17 protein-coding genes and 1 tRNA gene are annotated in these 18,825 nt (G+C 69.9%); 15 read left to right on the top strand and 3 right to left on the bottom strand.

Annotation, left to right across the window (positions count from 1 at the left end; genetic code table 11):
* Positions 1–14: 14 nt before the first annotated feature.
* Positions 15–680 (bottom strand): hypothetical protein, encoded by a 666-nt coding sequence (locus BJ981_RS03315; protein WP_184608249.1) that lies wholly within the window; start codon positions 678–680, stop codon positions 15–17.
* 213 nt (positions 681–893) lie between these two features.
* Here BJ981_RS03315 and BJ981_RS03310 point away from each other — a divergent pair, with 213 nt between their 5' ends.
* Positions 894–2,627: a sigma-70 family RNA polymerase sigma factor gene (locus tag BJ981_RS03310; protein ID WP_184608248.1), complete on the top strand. Its 1,734-nt coding sequence runs from the start codon at positions 894–896 to the stop codon at positions 2,625–2,627.
* 31 nt (positions 2,628–2,658) lie between these two features.
* Entirely contained in the window at positions 2,659–4,296 is a 1,638-nt protein-coding gene (locus BJ981_RS03305) for a hypothetical protein (protein ID WP_184608247.1), read from the top strand.
* Positions 4,297–4,401: 105 nt separating this feature from the next.
* Here BJ981_RS03305 and BJ981_RS03300 read toward each other — a convergent pair whose 3' ends face one another.
* Complete coding sequence (locus BJ981_RS03300) at positions 4,402–5,415, bottom strand: adenosine deaminase (RefSeq protein WP_184608246.1); 1,014 nt, start codon at positions 5,413–5,415, stop codon at positions 4,402–4,404.
* Between the two features lie 96 nt (positions 5,416–5,511).
* Between BJ981_RS03300 and BJ981_RS03295 the strand changes: the two genes are divergently transcribed.
* Positions 5,512–6,012, top strand: coding sequence for a SigE family RNA polymerase sigma factor (locus BJ981_RS03295; RefSeq protein ID WP_184608245.1), 501 nt, complete (start codon positions 5,512–5,514; stop codon positions 6,010–6,012).
* On the top strand, positions 6,009–6,809 hold the full coding sequence (locus BJ981_RS03290; RefSeq protein WP_184608244.1) for a hypothetical protein: 801 nt from the start codon (positions 6,009–6,011) through the stop codon (positions 6,807–6,809). The genes BJ981_RS03295 and BJ981_RS03290 overlap by 4 nt, the downstream gene beginning before the upstream one ends.
* A gap of 77 nt (positions 6,810–6,886) precedes the next feature.
* Here the strand turns inward: BJ981_RS03290 and BJ981_RS03285 are convergent, their stop codons facing one another.
* A complete protein-coding gene (locus BJ981_RS03285) occupies positions 6,887–8,092 on the bottom strand; it encodes a pyridoxal phosphate-dependent aminotransferase (RefSeq protein WP_184608243.1) in 1,206 nt (401 codons plus the stop codon).
* A 210-nt stretch (positions 8,093–8,302) separates the two neighbouring features.
* Between BJ981_RS03285 and BJ981_RS03280 the strand changes: the two genes are divergently transcribed.
* The 11 genes from BJ981_RS03280 to rpoB all read left to right on the top strand — a co-directional run bounded on the left by BJ981_RS03280 (position 8,303) and on the right by rpoB (position 18,814).
* Positions 8,303–8,375: transfer RNA gene (locus tag BJ981_RS03280), tRNA-Trp, on the top strand.
* 75 nt (positions 8,376–8,450) lie between these two features.
* Complete coding sequence (gene secE / locus BJ981_RS03275) at positions 8,451–8,702, top strand: preprotein translocase subunit SecE (protein WP_184608242.1); 252 nt, start codon at positions 8,451–8,453, stop codon at positions 8,700–8,702.
* An 83-nt stretch (positions 8,703–8,785) separates the two neighbouring features.
* Positions 8,786–9,556 (top strand): transcription termination/antitermination protein NusG, encoded by a 771-nt coding sequence (gene nusG / locus BJ981_RS03270; protein WP_184608241.1) that lies wholly within the window; start codon positions 8,786–8,788, stop codon positions 9,554–9,556.
* Positions 9,557–9,736: 180 nt separating this feature from the next.
* Positions 9,737–10,168 (top strand): 50S ribosomal protein L11, encoded by a 432-nt coding sequence (gene rplK / locus BJ981_RS03265; protein ID WP_184608240.1) that lies wholly within the window; start codon positions 9,737–9,739, stop codon positions 10,166–10,168.
* Between the two features lie 103 nt (positions 10,169–10,271).
* Positions 10,272–10,991 carry a 50S ribosomal protein L1 gene (gene rplA / locus BJ981_RS03260; protein ID WP_184608239.1) on the top strand — a complete coding sequence of 240 codons (720 nt, stop codon included), beginning with the start codon at positions 10,272–10,274 and terminating at the stop codon, positions 10,989–10,991.
* A 246-nt stretch (positions 10,992–11,237) separates the two neighbouring features.
* The gene (locus tag BJ981_RS03255) at positions 11,238–12,128 is read left to right on the top strand and encodes an SCO4651 family lipoprotein (RefSeq protein ID WP_184608238.1); all 891 of its coding nucleotides are present in this window, start codon (positions 11,238–11,240) and stop codon (positions 12,126–12,128) included.
* A 320-nt stretch (positions 12,129–12,448) separates the two neighbouring features.
* On the top strand, positions 12,449–12,988 hold the full coding sequence (rplJ, locus tag BJ981_RS03250) for a 50S ribosomal protein L10 (protein WP_184608237.1): 540 nt from the start codon (positions 12,449–12,451) through the stop codon (positions 12,986–12,988).
* Between the two features lie 107 nt (positions 12,989–13,095).
* On the top strand, positions 13,096–13,488 hold the full coding sequence (rplL, locus tag BJ981_RS03245; RefSeq protein ID WP_184608236.1) for a 50S ribosomal protein L7/L12: 393 nt from the start codon (positions 13,096–13,098) through the stop codon (positions 13,486–13,488).
* A gap of 316 nt (positions 13,489–13,804) precedes the next feature.
* Complete coding sequence (locus tag BJ981_RS03240) at positions 13,805–14,323, top strand: Rv1363c family protein (RefSeq protein ID WP_184608235.1); 519 nt, start codon at positions 13,805–13,807, stop codon at positions 14,321–14,323.
* Complete coding sequence (locus BJ981_RS03235) at positions 14,293–14,889, top strand: Rv1363c family protein (RefSeq protein WP_239139755.1); 597 nt, start codon at positions 14,293–14,295, stop codon at positions 14,887–14,889. The genes BJ981_RS03240 and BJ981_RS03235 overlap by 31 nt, the downstream gene beginning before the upstream one ends.
* Positions 14,890–15,346: 457 nt before the next feature.
* Entirely contained in the window at positions 15,347–18,814 is a 3,468-nt protein-coding gene (rpoB, locus tag BJ981_RS03230; protein WP_184608234.1) for a DNA-directed RNA polymerase subunit beta, read from the top strand.
* The last annotated feature ends 11 nt before the right edge of the window (positions 18,815–18,825 follow it).

Genomic DNA, 18,825 nt, shown 5'->3' with positions numbered 1-18,825 from the left:
GCCGGTGCGGCCCCTCATCCGCCCGGCGGGGGCGGGGGGACGCTCGGACCCGTCTGCGGGGCCGTGGTGCGGGTCGGCCGGGAGGTGGGGCGGGACGAGGTCGGAGGCGGCGGGGGAGCGGTGGGCCCGGTGGTGGGTACGGGCTTCCTGGTCCGCCGGTGCGTCGGCTTGGGGGACGGCTTGGACGTCCGGCGCGGCGTGGCGCTCGCGCGGGGGACGGGCGGGCGCGAGGGCGCAGCGGAGGCGGGCGGGGGCGGCACCGCGGTACGGCGCGGGCGCGCGGCCGAGGTCTTTCCCGGGGCCGGGGGAGTGATCACCGGCGGGGGAGGCGGGGACTCGATGCCGAAAGAGGCCCCGGCGGAGGGCGTCTGCGAGGCGCCCGAGCCGGCGGGGAGGCCCGGGAGGTCGGTCCGCACGGCGGCGGGGACGTTCGGCCCGCCGGAGGACTCCGGCAGCGCGAACCAGATCCCGAGAGCCGCGGCGAGCAGGAGGACCAGGCCGATCACGATGCCGCCGCGCCGGTCGCCGCCGAGCCTGCGCCACAGGGACGGCTCCTCTTCGCCCTCCAGGTCGAGCGAGGTCTCCCACGTGCGCCATCGTTCATCCGCCGGACGTCCGCCCGTTGAATCCTTGGCGTACGGGGGACGACGCCGTGGCGGATCCTCCCAGCTGTCTGACACGGTGCTCTCGTCTCCGGGGGCGGGGTGGTCGTCGGCTTCTCTCGCACAATGCGGTGATTCGTCACTACATGTGCATTCATGGGGAGGTTAAGACCTCAAGACAGTCAACAGAGTATAGAAGTTTGTTATGTAACAAAAGTGATATCAGAAGCTGAGGCATCCTCCCGTATATTTCTGACTGCTTTGGCGGTACCAGATTTATCATTTGCAACCATGTCAGGAGAGCTGAGTCCGGTGCTGAGGAGGGATGATCCCGCTGCTCTGGAGCGGCTGTGCCGTGAGTACGGAGATCATCTCTATGACTACTGCCAATCCCTGTTGGACGACGACGACGCTCTTTCGGCGACGGTCGGAGCCCTTCACGGAGCCGTCGCCCACACCGACCGGCTGTACGACGCCACCCGCCTGCGCGCCTGGATGTACTCCCTGGCCCGGGCGGAGTGCCAGTCCCGGCTCGCCGGGGTGGCCCACACCGGCTCGTACGCCCGCCAGGGGCGTGGAGGCTCGCCGGAGCTGGGCGTCGAGGTGCTCGCCTGCCTGGAGCCCCGCGAACGCGAGATCCTCGACCTGACCCTGCGGCACGGCCTCAAGTCCGACGAGGTCGCCAGGGTTCTGGACATCTCGGTCGACGCCGTGGAGTCGGCGGCCCGCACGGGCAGGAAGAACGCCGAGCAGTGGCTGGCCGCCGTCGTGGACGCCCGCAGCGCCGACCCGCGCTGCCCGGTGCTGCCCGGCCTGGTGAAGTCGTGGGCCGCGTCGCCGACGCGGCTGCTGCGCGCCCACATCACCCGGCACATCCGCTCGTGCAAGGACTGCGCGGGCGCCAAGCCCGGGGTGACGATGACGGCGCTGATGACGCGCATGCCCATCCTCGCCAGCCCGGCCCCCATGGAACGGCTCTTCTCCGGCGCCGACGGCTCCTTCACCGCCGCCGAGACCCGCACCGAGAGCTGGCACCCCGACGGCTTCCCCGTGCAGCCCGACGCCCTGGAGGACCCGCCCCCTCCCGAGGCCCCGCTCACCGTCGAAGAGGGGTTCACGCCCGAGAAGAAGGCCGAGGAGGGCAAGTCCTCCCAGCCCGAGTTCTGGGAGCCCGACCCCGACGCCGACGATCCCGAGAGCCGCATCCGCTGGGGACGGGTCACGCTCGTCACCCTCGCCGCGGTCGTCTCCGCGGGCGCGATCTGGTCGCTGGTGTTCGCGCCCAGCGGCACCGCGCCGGTCGACGTCGAGGCGGCCGGCGGCACGATCGTCGTCTCGCCGGGCGAGTCGCTGCCGCCGCTCGTGGACTCGCCCCCTCCGCCGCCCGTGGCCACCGGTGCGACGCCGGTCGGCTCCGCCGCGCCGACCGGCCCCGGCGGCGTCCGGCGGCCCGGCGTCACGCTGCCGACGTCCTCGGCGCCCATGGCCTCGCCGCCGTCGAGCAGCTCGCGCCCCTCGGCGAGCCCGTCGGGCAAGCCCCGGCGCACGGACCCGCCGTCGGCGGACGGCCCGAACGGCCCTCCCCCTCCGCCCAAGCAGACCTCACGGCCGACCTCGGCGCCCAAGCAGAGCTCCCAGCCGCAGGCCAAGCAGTCCACCCAGGCGCCCCCGCCGCCTCCTCCGCCCCCGCCGCCGCCCCCTCCGCAGTTCGCCGCCTCCACCGGCTCGGTGGACGTGGGCACCACCCGCCAGGGTTCGGTCTCCGTGCGGTCGCAGCGAGGCTCGATCAACTGGACGGCCGCGGGCACGATGGTCAGCGTCTCACCCGGCAGCGGACGTGTCGCCGACGGCGACAGCACGACGATCCAGTTCTCCGTCAACGCGGGGACGGGCGAGGAGAACTGCGGAAAGCCGCTGACCACGTCCCTGTCCATCTCCTGGACCGGCGACAACAAGGGCACCGCGGGCTCCGGAAACGTCGGCGTGACGATCACCTATGTGAAGCCCTGCCCCATCCCCCGCTAGGAACCCCGCCAAGAACGAGGAGAGACCGCGTATGCCCCGACTTCGCAAACGCGAATGGATCATCGCGCTCGTCGCGGTGCTTCTCACGCTGACCATAGGCATCCCGACCGGCATGGCCCTCGCCGCGCCGTCCACGCCCGAGGGCGTGAACAACCAGTGTGACGACATCCTGGGCTCCGGCACCCCCGAGTACATGTACTGCTCCTGGATGGCCGAGACCCCGAAGGACGCCCTCGACGTCGTCCGCTTCTGGACCAAGGACGGGAACAAGAAGCTGGAGGAGGCGGTCCCCTTCCCCGGCCCGGTGCTGTTCTGCAAGGACAAGAACAACAAGGGCCCCGGCATGCAGGACTGCGCCGACAAGGACCAGGTCCTGTGCAAGTACGACCAGGGCGTCGGCAAGTACGTCTGCAAGGACACCGAGGGCAACGTCACCAACCCTCCGTCCAAGGCGTGCCTCGGCGGCGAGTTCGACTGCTCGCGCGGTGAGGGCAGCACGACCTCCGACAAGCCGGACGGCACCCCCGCCCCGTCGTCGAGCGCGCAACCGGGCAACGACGTGAACGGCGCGCCCGTGGAGGAGGATCAGGCGCCGGTCGCCGAGAACTCCACCGGCCCCGACGAGGGGCAGCCGCTGTCGACGGACGAGACCGACGACCAGACCAGGGCCCTGCCCGAGACGTCGGCGGAGCCGTCCGCCCCCGCGGACCCCGAGCCGACCGGCCAGGCCGACCCGCGCCCGGACGCCTCCACCGCGCCGCAGCCGCGGACCACGACCCCGGACAAGCAGGCCCTCACGCCGCCGAACGACGCCACCGGCAAGGCCGCCGCCGCGGCCGTCAAGCTCGGCATGCGCGTGTGGATCGAGAGCGAGCTGGCCCCGGCCTGGACGGCGGGCAAGGAGCAGTTCGACGCCGCCGTCGCCTCGATGGCCGCGCAGGCGAGCAGGCCCGGCGTCGTGGGCGTCAAGTTCGCCCAGGACCTCGGCTACTGGGGCTTCAAGTCCGCCGACGACATCCGCAAGTTCGTCAAGGACTCCTCGACGGCCCTGCGCGCCGCGATGCCGGCGGGCAGGCAGCTCGCCGTCGACGTGGTGGTCCCCGAGCTCGGCTGCGGCGCCTCCGAGCCGTGCCAGGCGGCGATGCGCGGCAAGTACCCGCTGATCACCCGCGCCAACGTCGAGAAGTACGTGCTCACCGGCGACGTGGACCACGTCAACCTCTCCAGCGGCCTGTTCGCCAGCGAGTACTCCAAGTGGAAGGTCACACCGGACAAGGCGCTGCGCAACCAGTGGATCACCGTGCGGGCCCGCGGCTGGGACACCCGCGTGCACATCGGCGCCCGCGAGGTCGGCCTGGCCCACAGCGGCCCGACCAACCTCACCGCCGCCCAGGCCGAGGCCGCGGCCAAGCTGCGCGTCGACCTGCCGCTGCAGGCGGGCGTGCAGACGGTCATGCTGTGGACCCACCGGCAGGACTGGGACGGCGCGGTCTGGCGCATCCTCGACGAGGGGCTCAAGGACAACACCCTCTGGAAGGCCCTCAAGGCCCGCAAGGGGCTCGGCAGGATGGCCGTGACCTTCGACGCCGGCGACCCCGAGCGCGGCGTCGCGCAGGACCTGACCAAGCTCGCCGAGGTCTTCGACACGATCTACATCCACGCGCAGTGACGCGGTCGCCCGGCCCCTGAAGGCCGGGCGGGCACGGCCCGGCGGAGCACTCCGCCGGGCCTTCGACTTTTCCTGCGCCGGCCGGCCGGTCCGCCGGGAGGTGGATCAGCGGGTGAGCCAGGCGTCGGCCGCCGTCAGCAGTTCCTTCTTGTAGGAGTCGGGCGCGGCCGAGAAGCGGATCGACTGCCGGGCGAGCTCGGCCACCTCGGCGTCGCGGAAGCCGTACACCTGGCGCGCCAGCTCGTACTGCGGCAGCAGCCGCGCGCCGAACAGCAACGGGTCGTCCGCGCCGAGCGCGATCGGCACGCCGGCGTCGAACAGGCGCCGCACCGGGACGTCCGCCGCGCCCTTGGCGACGCCGAGCCCCACGTTCGAGGTGGGGCACACCTCGCAGGTGATCTGCCGGTCGGCCAGCCGCTCCATGAGCCGGGGGGATTCGGCGGCCCGGATTCCGTGCCCGACGCGGTCGGCCTCCAGATCGTCCACGCACTCGGAGACGCTCGCCGGCCCGGACAGCTCGCCGCCGTGCGGGACGGCCAGCAGCCCGGCGCGCCTGGCGATGCGGAACGCCCCGTCGAAGTCGCGGGCGCGGCCGCGCCGCTCGTCGTTGGACAGGCCGAACCCCACCACGCCCTTGTCGGCGTACTGGGCGGCCAGCCGGGCCAGGGTCTTGGCGTCCAGAGGGTGCCGGGTGCGGTTGGCCGCGACGATCAGGCCGATGCCCACGCCGGTCTCGCGCGCGGCCTTCTCGGTGGCGTCGAGCACCAGCTCCAGCGTCGCGGTGAGCCCGCCGAACCGCTGGGCGTACCCCGAAGGGTCCACCTGGATCTCCAGCCAGCGCGACCCCTCGGCCGCCTCGTCCTGCGCGGCCTCGCGCAGCAGGCGGTAGACGTCCTCGTCGCGGCGGAGCACCGAGCGCGCGATGTCGTACAGCCGCTGGAAGCGGAACCAGCCGCGCTCGTCCGTCGCGCGCAACCTCGGCGGCCAGTCCTGCACGAGCGCGTCCGGCAGGTGCACTCCGTGCTCGCGCGCGAGGTCAAGGAGCGTCGAATGGCGCATCGAGCCGGTGAAGTGCAGGTGGAGATGGGCCTTGGGGAGCTGGTCGAGCGGGCGTGCCATCTCCATATCCTGCCGTACGCGCGGCACGTCCCGACGCCACTCGGGCACTCAACCTCCGAGGGCCCCGGCGCGTTGGGAGGGCGAAAGGGGACTCGAATGACGGAAGAAGACGAAGCGGCCTTCGACGAGTTCCTGGCCGCCCGGAGCACCGCGCTCCTGCGCACGGCCATTCTCGTCTGCGGCGCGTCGGCCCACGACGCCGAGGACCTCGCCCAGGGCGCCCTGGAGAAGGTCTACCGGCACTGGCCGCGCATCCGCCACGACAACCCCGAGGCGTACGCCAGGAAGATCGTCGTGAACGCGGCGATCTCCCGGTCGCGGCGCCGGAGGGTGATCCAGGAGATCACGTTCGCACGGCCGCCCGAGACCCCCGCACCCGAGTCCGACCCCGACCTGAGGGGCGTGCTCATCGGCGAGCTCCGGCGGCTGCCGGCGCGGATGCGGGCGGTCGTCGTCCTCCGGTACTGGGAGGACATGTCGGAGGCCGAGACCGCCGCGATGCTCGGCTGCTCGGCGGGCACGGTGAAGAGCCAGGCGGCCAGAGGGCTGGCCCGGATGCGGGAGCGCATGGGCGTACTGAAGGGAACATCGGTATGAACGTCGAAGAGGCCCTCAAGGAGGCCATGTCCGCCCATGTCGCGGACGTGCGCGCCCCGGCGATGCTGGGGCGGGAGGTGCGCAGGCGGGGCCGCGCGCACCTGGTGCGGTTCCGCGTCGCCGGGGCGGCGGCGCTCACCGTGGCGGTGGCGGCGGCGTTCCCGGCCTACACGGCGCTGACCTCGGGAAGCGCGGCGGGCCCGGCGACCGGCGGCCCGCCCGCCGTGCAGGTGACGCCCTCAGGCGACCCGTCGGAGAGCGGCCCGGACCGGGTGGAGGTGGCCACGCCCCCGCCGGCCGAGGAATCGCCCGCGCCCGGCGAGGTGAAGCTGCCGCAGGATCTCGGAGATCTCGGCGACGGGCGCGCGTTCGGCGGAATCCGGGTGGGTTATCTTCCGGACGGACTTATATGGGGTAAATGGTCGGGCAAAAATGGATTCGGAACGACCAGTTACACGACCACGTACGTCACCCCGGAGCAGGCGCCCGGCGAATACAGCGTGCAGATCGTCGTCTTCGAGAAAGGCGCCGCGAAGCGGATGAAGACGCTGCTCGCCGCGTACCGGAAGGACGAGCGGGCCGAGAAGGTGTCGGTGCGCGGCGCCGACGGCGTCATCGCCAGCCTCGGCGAGGGGGCCGAGGTGGCCGACACGGGCACGCCGACGATCCTGTGGACGCTCGGCTCCGGCGCGGCGGTCGAGGTCATGATGAGCCCGGCCATGGCCGAGCGCATCGGCCCCGAGGGCGCCCGGCACGAGCTGAAGGCGATCGCCGGCGGCGTCCGCGCCACGCGCTGACCACCGCGACACGACGAAGGCCCCGGACCGGCGTGGTCCGGGGCCTTCGGCTCGCGTGCCGCGGCGGCGGCACGGCTCTAATGGGCCTCCGCCAGCAGCTTGCCGAGGCGGCTGACGCCCTCGACGAGGTCGTCGTCGCCGAGCGCGTAGGACAGGCGGAAGTAGCCCGGCGTGCCGAACGCCTCGCCCGGCACCACGGCGACCTCGGCCTCCTCCAGCACCAGCTCGGCCAGCTCGGCCGACGTCCGCGGCCGGTTGCCCCGGATCTCCTTGCCCAGAAGCTCCTTGACCGAGGCGTAGGCGTAGAACGCGCCGAACGGCTCGGGGCACACGACGCCCGGGATGTCGTTCAGCATGCGCACGATGGTCTGGCGCCGCCGGTCGAACGCCTCGCGCATCCGGGCCACCGCCGACAGGTCGCCCGACACGGCCGCGAGCGCGGCGGCCTGCGAGACGTTGGAGACGTTGGAGGTGGCGTGCGACTGCAGGTTCGTCGCGGCCTTCACCACGTCCTTCGGGCCGATCAGCCAGCCCACCCGCCAGCCGGTCATGGCGTAGGTCTTGGCGACGCCGTTGAGGACGACCACGCGGTCGGCGAGCTCGGGCACCGCCGCCGCGATGCTCGTGAAGCGGACTCCGCCGTACACCAGGTGCTCGTAGATCTCGTCGGTGACCACCCACAGGCCGTTCTCGGCGGCCCAGCGCCCGATGGCCTCGACCTGCTCGGGGGAGTACACCGCGCCGGTCGGGTTGGACGGGGACACGAACAGCAGCACCTTGGTCCGCTCGGTGCGCGCCGCCTCCAGCTGCTCCACCGAGGCCAGGTAGCCGGTCGACTCGTCGGTCACGACGTCCACCTGCACGCCGCCGGCGAGCTTGATGGCCTCCGGGTAGGTCGTCCAGTACGGCGCGACGACGATGACCTCGTCGCCCGGGTCCAGGAGGGTGGCGAAGGCCTCGTAGACGGCCTGCTTGCCGCCGTTGGTCACCAGCACCTGAGCGGCCTCGACCGCCACGCCCGAGTCGCGCAGGGTCTTGTCGGCGATGGCCTGCTTGAGCTCGGGAAGCCCCCCGGCCGGCGTGTACTTGTGGAACCTCGGGGTGCGGCAGGCCTCGACGGCGGCCTCGACGATGTAGTCGGGCGTCGGGAAGTCCGGCTCGCCGGCGCCGAAGCCGATGACCGGGCGACCGGCGGCCTTCATCGCCTTGGCCTTGGCGTCGACGGCCAGCGTGGCGGACTCGGAGATCGCGGAAATGCGCGCTGAGATGCGAGGACGGGTCATACCTCCATGGTTCCAGACGCCCGGGACCATCGTCGCCGCATATTCCCGCCCCCGCGGCGACGTGGGACGACGCCCGTGACACGCGCGCGGGGACGGATCGGCGTGACCCGCTTGCCGCGTTGGTTCGACGTGAGGCCCATTCCCCCGTACACTTCTGCAACTAGTGAGCGACGCGCCCCCGACTGCTCGGGGTAAGGTGGTTCACGGCAGAGGGCACTAGCGCAATTGGTAGCGCACCGGTCTCCAAAACCGGCGGTTGGGGGTTCGAGTCCCTCGTGCCCTGCGAAGTGCGGTCCGCGCACCGATGGCGTGTAAGCCGCCGCAAAGTTGCGTAGGAACGACGGATCAGGTGAGGACTGTGGCGATCGACACACGTGGCGAGGCCGCGGACAGGCCGAGCAAGCCGACCGGCCGCCCCGCTAAGAAGCGCACTTCGCCGGCACTCTTCTATCGGCAGATCGTCGCCGAGCTTCGTAAGGTCATCTGGCCGACGCGCAAGGATCTCATCTCCTACACCACAATTGTCCTCGTCTTTGTTCTGGTCATGGTCGGGATCGTGGCGGGTGTGGACGCCTTGCTCACGAAGGGTGTGCTGGCGATCTTCGGCTGATCCTGCCGTCGCTACGCGACACGCCGCCCCGAGTCCGAGGGCGGCAGAAGATCGCAACATCGTCGAGAGAAGAAAGAGCCACCGTGTCCGAGTCCCCGCTGTCGGCCGGCGCCTCCCACGAAGAGTGGGAGGGAGAGCCGGAAGAGGCGATCGAGATCACCGAGGAGTCCGGCGAGGCCGGCGCTCCCGGTGACGCCGTGGAGGAGCCAGGCGACACCGCCGCCTCCGCAGGCGCCGCCGACGAAGACGGCGATCTCGTTCCCGACGTCGACCCCGTCGAAGAGTTCAAGCGCGCGATGCGCGGCCTGCCCGGCGAGTGGTACGTCATCCACTCCTACGCGGGCTACGAGAACCGCGTGAAGTCCAATATCGAGACCCGCACCCAGTCCCTCAACATGGAGGACTACATCTTCCAGGTCGAGGTCCCGGTGCACACCGTCACCGAGATCAAGGGGGGCAAGCGCACCCCGGTCAAGGAGCGCGTCCTGCCCGGGTACGTCCTGGTGCGCATGGACCTGACCGACGAGTCCTGGTCCGCGGTGCGCAACACGCCCGGCGTCACGGGCTTCGTGGGCCTGTCCAACCGGCCCAGCCCGCTGAACCTGGACGAGGTCGCCAAGCTGCTCGCGCCCGAGCCGACCGAGCAGGCCAAGACCACCACCGCCAAGGCCGCCGCCGCGACCGTCGACTTCGAGGTCGGCGAGTCAGTCACGGTCATGGACGGCCCCTTCGCCACGCTTCCCGCCACCGTCAGCGAGATCAGCGCCGAGTCGCAGAAGCTCAAGGTGCTCGTCTCCATCTTCGGTCGCGAGACCCCGGTGGAGCTGTCGTTCAACCAGGTCTCCAAGATCTGACCCACGGTCGGGTCTCGGTGATCTGACGGCGCGCATACACTGATAACTCGTCCCCGCGGCCGGCGTGCGGCCGCCCGCGGGGTGAAATCCCGAGGAAGCAGGCCCCTTGGTGGCCCGCGCGTGCCCTCGGGGCCCCCGCTCTCCGCGGGGTCAGGCAGCAGTCAAGGACCCGGAGTAGAAATGCCTCCAAAGAAGAAGATCGCGGCCCTGGTCAAGGTCCAGCTCCCCGCCGGCCAGGCCACGCCCGCGCCGCCGGTCGGTACGGCGCTCGGTCCCCACGGCGTCAACATCATGGACTTCGTGAAGCAGTACAACGCCGCGACCGAAGCCCAGCGGGGGAACATCATCCCCGTCGAGATCACCATCTTCGAAGACCGCAGCTTCACCTTCGTCACCAAGACGCCGCCGGCGCCTGAGCTGATCAAGAAGGCCGCGGGCGTCGACAAGGCCAGCGCCAACCCGCTTCGCGACAAGGTGGGCAAGCTCACCAAGGAGCAGCTGCGCCAGATCGCCGAGACGAAGATGCCCGACCTCAACGCCAACGACATCGAGGCGGCCGAGAAGATCATCGCCGGCACCGCCCGGTCGATGGGCATCACCATCGCGGACTGACCGCGTCCCCGAGCCGCCGAGCGCGGCACGGCGAACCAGCACAGGACATCCGTGGGAGGGCCACGCGCTGGCCCACGACCACGAACTCCACAAGGAGAGGCACGTGAAGCGCAGCAAGACCTACCGCAACGCCGAGCAGCAGGTCGACAGGGAGAACCTGTACAGCCCTGTCGACGCCGCCCGGCTCGCCAAGAGCACCTCGGTCACCAAGTTCGACGCGACCGTCGAGGTCGCCCTGCGGCTGGGCGTCGACCCCCGCAAGGCCGACCAGATGGTCCGCGGCACCGTCAACCTCCCGCACGGCACCGGCAAGACCGCCCGGGTCCTGGTCTTCGCGACCGGTGACCGTGCCGAGGAGGCCCGCGCCGCGGGCGCCGACATCGTCGGGGCCGACGAGCTGATCGACGAGATCTCCAAGGGCAACCGCCTGAACGAGTTCGACGCCGTCGTCGCCACCCCCGACCTCATGGGCAAGGTCGGCCGTCTCGGCCGCGTCCTCGGCCCGCGCGGCCTCATGCCGAACCCCAAGACCGGCACCGTGACGCCGGCCGTGGGCAAGGCCGTGACCGACATCAAGGGCGGAAAGATCGAGTTCCGGGTCGACCGCCACGCCAACCTGCACTTCATCATCGGCAAGGTGTCGTTCCCCGAGCGCCAGCTCCTGGAGAACTACTCCGCCGCGCTCGACGAGATCATCCGTCTCAAGCCGTCCGCGGCGAAGGGGCGCTACCTCAAGAAGGTGACGTTCTCCACGTCCATGGGCCCGGGCATCCCGGTGGACCCGAACGTGACGCGGGGCATCACCGCCGAGCTCGACGCCTGACGACCGTACGTCGTCCTCCCGGCACGCCGGGAAAGCGTGAGGGCCTCCACCCGACGGGTGGAGGCCCTTTCGCGTTCCTGCACATTCTTTCTACATTTCCCTTTTTCGCTGGTCAGAGGGTCTGTACGGCATGAAGTAGCCGGGTGGGCCCCCGATTCACGCGCATAACGCGCCGCACGGGGTAGTGCGCCCGCGTAGGGTCGAAACACTTTCAGGGGAACGAAGGGACAGGTAGTGAAGCGGCGAATGACACCCGTGGTCGCGGCCGTGGGCTCGGCCATGCTCATCGCGGTATCAGCGTGCGGCCAGGCCCCCCAGGGGCAGTCGGCCGAGTCCCTCGGCGCGGTCAAGCTCTCCGCCGCCGAGACGCTCCAGCAGAGCGCCAAGAGCGCCGAGAGCGTGAACTCCTACAGCGCCCAGCTCGTCGTGGACTTCACCGCCCCCAAGGAGGGCGCCGGGAGCGCGGGGGGCTCGGGGACCGTCAAGGGCTCGGTGGTCTACCACCAGAAGCCTCAGATCGCCTCGGACGTCAAGCTCGACCAGATCAGCGTGGCCGGGCAGAACGTGCCCGGCGGGGTCCGCCTGATCCTCCTCGGCGACACGGCGTACGTGAAGATGGACATGCTCACCAAGCTCATGGGCGGCACCAAGCCGTGGATCAAGGTCGACCTGGCCAAGGCCGGTCAGCAGGGCGGCGTCGACGTCGACCAGCTGCTGCGGCAGGCGCAGCAGGTCGACCTGCAGACCAGCGTCAAGATGCTGACCACGTCCAAGGACGTCACCACGGCCGGCACCGAGAGCGTCGGCGGGGTCGAGACGACGCACTACAAGGGCACGTTCGTCGTCGCCGACGCGGTCAAGCAGCTCGCGCCCGAGCTGCGGCAGAACCTGGAGGGCCAGCTCTCCAACGTCAAGGACATGAAGTTCGACGCCTGGATCGACGCGCAGAACCTGCCGCGCAAGGTCGAGATGAACGGCGCCCAGAACGAGGGGAGCTTCAAGCTGACCTCGACGTTCGGCGACTTCAACAGCGCCGCCGAGGTCACGGCCCCGCCGGCCGCCGAGGTGGGCGAGCTGCCGAGCAACCTCGGGAACATCCCGGCCGGTGGCGGCGACACCACCGGCGGCGGTAGCTGACGCGAGACCGCTTCCGGCGTGCTCCGCGGGACGACTCCGCGGAGCGCGTCGTCCGGCCGCGGGCGTGATTTGGCGCCAGGCGGCCGGAGGACGTACAGTGTCCAGTGCCGAAGACCGCCGGTCGTCGCCGAGCCTGTCATGGCCCGGTGGCCCAAGGATCCACGACGTGGACGGCCAGCGTAGGTGTGTGAGTTTCCATATGGTGTCCCGCGCGGCCTCCCCGCGCGAATCCGTGTGTGAGCCCCGTGCGCCTGCGCCGGGGCTTTTCGTTTTCCCGACTCCTTGAGCCCTTCGCCGGCGGCACATCTGGAAGGAGGCCCATGGCGAGGGCGGAAAAGGCGACCGCGGTCGCCGAGCTCAAGGATCGTTTCGAGAGCTCGAACGCCGCTGTCCTGACCGAGTACCGCGGTCTCACCGTCGCGCAGCTCAAGGAGCTGCGCGTCTCGCTCGGTGAGCACGCGAAGTTCGCCGTGGCGAAGAACACGCTGTCCAAGATCGCGGCCAACCAGGCCGGGGTCGACTCCCTGGACGACCTGTTCCAGGGGCCCACCGCGATCGCGTTCGTCAGCGGCGACGTGGTCGAGGCGGCCAAGGGGCTGCGTGAGTTCGCCAAGGCCAATCCCCTCCTGATCATCAAGGGCGGTGTCGTCGACGGCAAGTCGATGACCCCGGACCAGATCAACACGCTTGCCGACCTGGAGCCGCGCGAGGTCCTGCTCGCGAAGCTGGCCGGCGCGCTGAAGGCGAAGCAGTCGCAGGCCGCCGCCACCCTCAACGCGCTGCCCACCCAGATGGCCCGCCTGGTCGAGGCCCTGCGCGCCAAGCGCGACGAGGCCGGCCCGGCGGACGCCGCCGAGTGAGCACGGCGCAAGCGGAGTAAGCACGGCGCGAAAGCGTCACGGCAGGGGATTCAGGCGCGTACCGCGGACCTGTTCCAAGTTTTTGCAATTCATACGGAGGAACCACCATGGCGAAGCTCAGCACCGACGAGCTGCTCGACGCGTTCAAGGAGATGACCCTTCTTGAGCTCGCGGACTTCGTGAAGCTCTTCGAGGAGACCTTCGACGTCAAGGCCGCCGCGCCCGTCGCGGTCGCCGCCGCCCCCGGTGGCGGTGGCGCGGCCGCCGCCGCCGAGGAGGTCGAGGAGCAGGACGAGTTCGACGTCATCCTCGACGCGGCCGGCGACAAGAAGATCCAGGTCATCAAGGAGGTCCGCGCCCTCACGAGCCTCGGGCTCAAGGAGGCCAAGGACCTCGTGGACGGCGCTCCCAAGCCGGTCCTGGAGAAGGTCAACAAGGAAGCCGCCGAGAAGGCCAAGGCCGCCCTGGAGGGCGCCGGCGCCACCGTCACCGTCAAGTGACCTCGCGCGACTGATCCGCACGCCGAGAAGGGGCGGTCCCACCCAGGTGCCGGGTGGGCCGCCCCTTCCGCGTGTCCAGGGTCTTCGCGCGCTTCAACAGCATTTATGAGAGTTATGGCCGGATATGTCGCCCTAGGCTGGGCGTCCGGATCCCCTCTCGGGCCCGCCGCCGCACCCCGGCCGCGAGAAAACGGTGATCGCCGCCGGGGGATCGCGATACCGGGTTATGATCCGGCGACCGGCCGCCCGGGGCCCGCGACGCGCCCCGTTCGTCGTGGCGCCTCCGAGGGCGGCCACCAGGCGATGGGAGGAACAGGTGGCGCTGCACGCGGCTCGCTCCCCCCGCAGGACACGGCTGCTGGTCCTGGCGGCACTGGCCGTGCTCATCGCCGGCCTCGGCGTCGCCTGGGTGAGCGTCGGCGCCGACCTCGACGCCGCCCGCGCCGCCGCGAAGGACCGCTCGGCCGCGGTCCAGGCCGCGGAGCGCTACGCCCTGACGCTCATGGCCGTCGACCACCGCACCGTGGACCGCGACGTGCGGCGGGTGCTCGACTCCTCCGTCGGCCAGGCGAGGACCGACTACGCCAGGGACGCCGGGCGGCTCAAGGCCGCGACGCTGCGGAACAAGGCCGTCCAGACCGGCGTGGTGCGCGCCGCGGGCCTGGTGTCGATGGACGCCGCCGGTACCGGCGCCCGGGTGCTGGTGGTGGCCGACTCGGTGATCCGCTGGGAGGGCGTCAAGACGGCGCCGCAGGAGCGCTTCTACCGCTGGAACATGGAGGTCACCAAGACCCGTGGAGCGTGGTGGGTGTCGAAGCTGGAGCAGGTGACGTGACCGGCGAAGGGCTCTCGGCGGCCCTGGAGCGGCCCGAGCGCCGCCGTTGGCGGTCTCTGGGCTACTTGCTCACGATCGGCGTCGCGACGGTCCTGGTGGCCGTTCTGGCGGTTCTGGTGGTGGTCGGGCATCTCCGTCTCCGCGACCTGCGCGCGAGCGAGGCCGCCTCCGCCGAGGCGCTGGCGGCGGCGCGCGCGTACGCGCCGGACATGCTGTCCTACGACTACCGCACGATCGACGCCGACCTCGCCCGGGCGCGGGGGTACGCCACCGGCACGCTGGCCGAGAACTACCGCGAGCTCGCGCGAACCCTCGCGCCCACCGTCAAACGTCAGCAGACCGTGCAGCAGGCGGTCGTGGCCGCGGCCGCCGTGGAGTCGGCCACGCCCGACCGGGTCCAGGTGTTGCTGTTCGTCAACATGGGAACGACGAAGGTGGTGCCGGGCGAGAGCCGACCCCAGCGGCAGGTCCTCCAGAGCCGTGCCCGGTTCGTGCTGGTCAGAGGCGAGGACCACTGGTTGGTGGCTGAGTTGTCGACCTTGATTGGCAACGCCCCGGCAAACTGAGACATGTCCGGCGGGCCGCACCGCCCCGGGCGTGGTGCGTTATTCAATTGTTAGTAAAGCTTGGGTTTGAGGATCGCGAACCTGGGCAGGGATAAGGGCACGACAGCGTCGATGGCGGGTAAGCCTTCGACCCTCGGAGTGACAGAGCGTTAGCCGATCCATCGCGTGGGTATCGTCTGGATCCGGCTCGGGCCCTGGCTCCCTGAGGGAAGAAAACCCAGCGTGAGGGCCATCGGTTCGCGCGAACCGGGCCTCTCGGGCTTGACGTTTCGGCGCTGACGGGCGATGCTGCGTCCAACGTGGAGCGCAGAGCGAGACGGGAGTGGACAGGTGTATGCCTATCGGCTACACTGCCCCTTTGCGCTGCCCTTTGACGACCCGTCTCTCTAGGTAACTTCTGAGTCCTGGTCGTCTGGCGTGCGTGTAGTCAGTCCGCGAGCCCTCGGAAGGACATCTGTTGGCAGCCTCGCGCAACGCCTTCGCCGTACCCGCCGGTCCCCGCCGCGTTTCTTTCGCGCGCATTCAGGAGCCGTTGGAAGTTCCCGATCTTCTCGCCCTGCAGACCGAGTCGTTCGACTGGCTGCTGGGCAACGAGAAATGGCGGTCGCGGGTGGAGGCGGCTCGCCAGGCCGGGCGCAAGGACGTTCCGGCCCAGTCCGGTCTCGAAGAGATCTTTGAGGAGATCAGTCCGATCGAGGACTTCTCCGGGACGATGTCCTTGTCGTTCCGTGATCACCGGTTCGAGCCGCCCAAGTACTCGGTCGATGAGTGCAAAGACAAGGACATGACCTTCTCCGCCCCGATGTTCGTCACGGCGGAGTTCATCAATAACACCACCGGCGAGATCAAGAGCCAGACGGTGTTCATGGGCGACTTCCCGCTCATGACCTCCAAGGGCACCTTCATCATCAACGGCACCGAGCGTGTCGTCGTCTCCCAGCTGGTGCGGTCTCCGGGCGTCTACTTCGACCGGTCGGTCGACAAGACCTCCGACAAGGACCTGTACAGCTGCAAGGTGATCCCGTCGCGTGGTGCGTGGCTGGAATTCGAGATCGACAAGCGCGACAGCGTCGGCGTCCGCATCGACCGCAAGCGCAAGCAGGCCGTGACGGTGCTGCTGAAGGCGCTGGGCTGGACCAGCGACCAGATTCTCGAGCGGTTCGGTCAGTACGAGTCGATGCGGGCGACGCTGGAGAAGGATCACACCTCCGGTCAGGACGACGCGTTGCTGGACATCTACCGCAAGCTGCGTCCGGGCGAGCCGCCGACCAAGGAGTCGGCGCAGACGCTGCTGGAGAACCTGTACTTCAATCCCAAGCGTTACGACCTGGCGAAGGTCGGCCGGTACAAGATCAACAAGAAGCTCGGCGTCGACGCCGACATCAACCAGGGCACTCTGACCGAAGACGACATCGTCAACACGATCGAGTACATCGTCCGGCTGCACGCCGGCGAGGTCGAGATGCCCGGGGCGAACGGCCAGATCGTCGTCGAGACCGATGACATCGACCACTTCGGCAACCGCCGCCTGCGCACGGTCGGCGAGCTGATCCAGAACCAGGTGCGCCTGGGTCTGGCCCGCATGGAGCGGGTGGTGCGCGAGCGCATGACCACCCAGGACGTCGAGGCGATCACGCCGCAGACCCTGATCAACATCCGCCCCGTGGTGGCGTCGATCAAGGAGTTCTTCGGCACCTCGCAGCTGTCGCAGTTCATGGACCAGACCAACCCGCTGGCCGGTCTGACCCACAAGCGGCGTCTGTCCGCGCTGGGCCCGGGCGGTCTGTCCCGTGAGCGCGCCGGGTTCGAGGTCCGCGACGTGCACCCGTCCCACTACGGCCGCATGTGCCCGATCGAGACGCCGGAAGGCCCGAACATCGGCCTCATCGGCTCCCTGTCGTCCTACGGCCGCGTCAACTCCTTCGGGTTCGTCGAGACGCCGTACCGCAAGGTCGTCGAGGGCCGCGTGACCGACGAGATCGACTACCTGACCGCCGACGAGGAGGACAGGCACGTCATCGCGCAGGCCAACACGCCGCTGCGCTCCGACGGCGCCTTCGCCGAGGACCGCGTCCTCGTCCGCCGCAAGGGCGGCGAGCTGGAGTTCATCCGGCCGAACGAGGTCGACTACATGGACGTCTCCGCGCGCCAGATGGTGTCCGTGGCGACCGCCATGATCCCGTTCCTGGAGCACGACGACGCCAACCGCGCGCTGATGGGCTCCAACATGCAGCGCCAGTCGGTGCCGCTGCTCAAGAGCGAGGCCCCGCTGGTCGGTACCGGCATGGAGTACCGCGCCGCGACCGACGCCGGCGACGTCATCACCGCCGAGAAGGCGGGCGTGGTGGAGGAGGTCTCCGCCGACTACGTCACCGTGATGAACGACGACGGCACGCGCACGACCTACCGCGTCGCGAAGTTCAAGCGTTCCAACCAGGGCACCTGCTTCAACCAGAAGCCCATCGTCCGCGAGGGCGACCGGGTGGAGGTCAACCAGGTCGTCGCCGACGGCCCGTGCACCGACAACGGTGAGATGGCGCTCGGTAAGAACCTCCTGGTGGCGTTCATGCCGTGGGAGGGGCACAACTACGAGGACGCGATCATCCTGTCGCAGCGTCTGGTGCAGGACGATGTGCTGTCCTCGATCCACATCGAGGAGCACGAGGTCGACGCCCGGGACACCAAGCTGGGTCCCGAGGAGATCACCCGCGACATCCCCAACGTCTCGGAGGAGGTCCTGGCCGACCTCGACGAGCGCGGCATCATCCGCATCGGCGCCGAGGTCGTGCCCGGGGACATCCTCGTCGGCAAGGTCACGCCCAAGGGCGAGACCGAGCTGACGCCGGAGGAGCGGCTGCTGCGGGCGATCTTCGGGGAGAAGGCGCGTGAGGTGCGTGACACCTCGCTGAAGGTGCCGCACGGTGAGATGGGCAAGGTCATCGGGGTGCGGGTGTTCTCCCGTGAGGACGGCGACGAGTTGCCGCCGGGGGTGAACGAGCTTGTGCGGGTGTACGTGGCGCAGAAGCGGAAGATCACCGATGGGGACAAGCTGGCGGGCCGGCACGGCAACAAGGGTGTGATCTCCAAGATCCTGCCGGTGGAGGACATGCCGTTCCTGGAGGACGGCACGCCGGTGGACATCATCCTCAACCCGCTGGGTGTGCCGGGCCGGATGAACGTGGGTCAGGTGCTGGAGACCCATCTGGGGTGGATCGCCGCGCGGGGCTGGGACATCTCGGGGATCCAGGAGGCCTGGGCCGAGCGGTTGCGCGACAAGGGGTTCGGTCAGGTGGAGCCGCGTACCAACGTGGCCACCCCCGTCTTCGACGGCGCCCACGAGGAAGAGCTCACGGGCCTGCTGGAGAACACTCTGGTCAACCGGGACGGCGAGCGCATGGTCGGCGTCAACGGCAAGGCCCGCCTGTTCGACGGCCGCTCCGGCGAGCCCTTCCCGCACCCGATCTCCGTCGGTTACATCTACATCCTCAAGCTGCTGCACCTGGTCGACGACAAGATCCACGCGCGGTCGACCGGTCCGTACTCCATGATCACTCAGCAGCCGCTGGGCGGTAAGGCCCAGTTCGGCGGCCAGCGATTCGGTGAGATGGAGGTGTGGGCGCTGGAGGCCTACGGCGCCGCCTACGCCCTGCAGGAGCTGCTGACCATCAAGTCCGACGACGTCCTTGGCCGGGTGAAGGTCTACGAGGCGATCGTCAAGGGCGAGAACATCCCCGAGCCGGGTATCCCTGAGTCCTTCAAGGTGCTCATCAAGGAGATGCAGTCGCTGTGCCTCAACGTCGAGGTGCTCTCCAGCGACGGCATGTCCATCGAGATGCGCGACACCGACGAGGACGTCTTCCGCGCCGCGGAGGAGCTCGGCATCGACCTGTCCCGGCGTGAGCCGAGCAGTGTCGAAGAGGTCTGATTTTCAAGCGA

The organism is Sphaerisporangium krabiense (assembly GCF_014200435.1).
GTDB classification, from domain to species: domain Bacteria; phylum Actinomycetota; class Actinomycetes; order Streptosporangiales; family Streptosporangiaceae; genus Sphaerisporangium; species Sphaerisporangium krabiense.
This window is presented reverse-complemented; position numbering and strand designations above follow the sequence as displayed.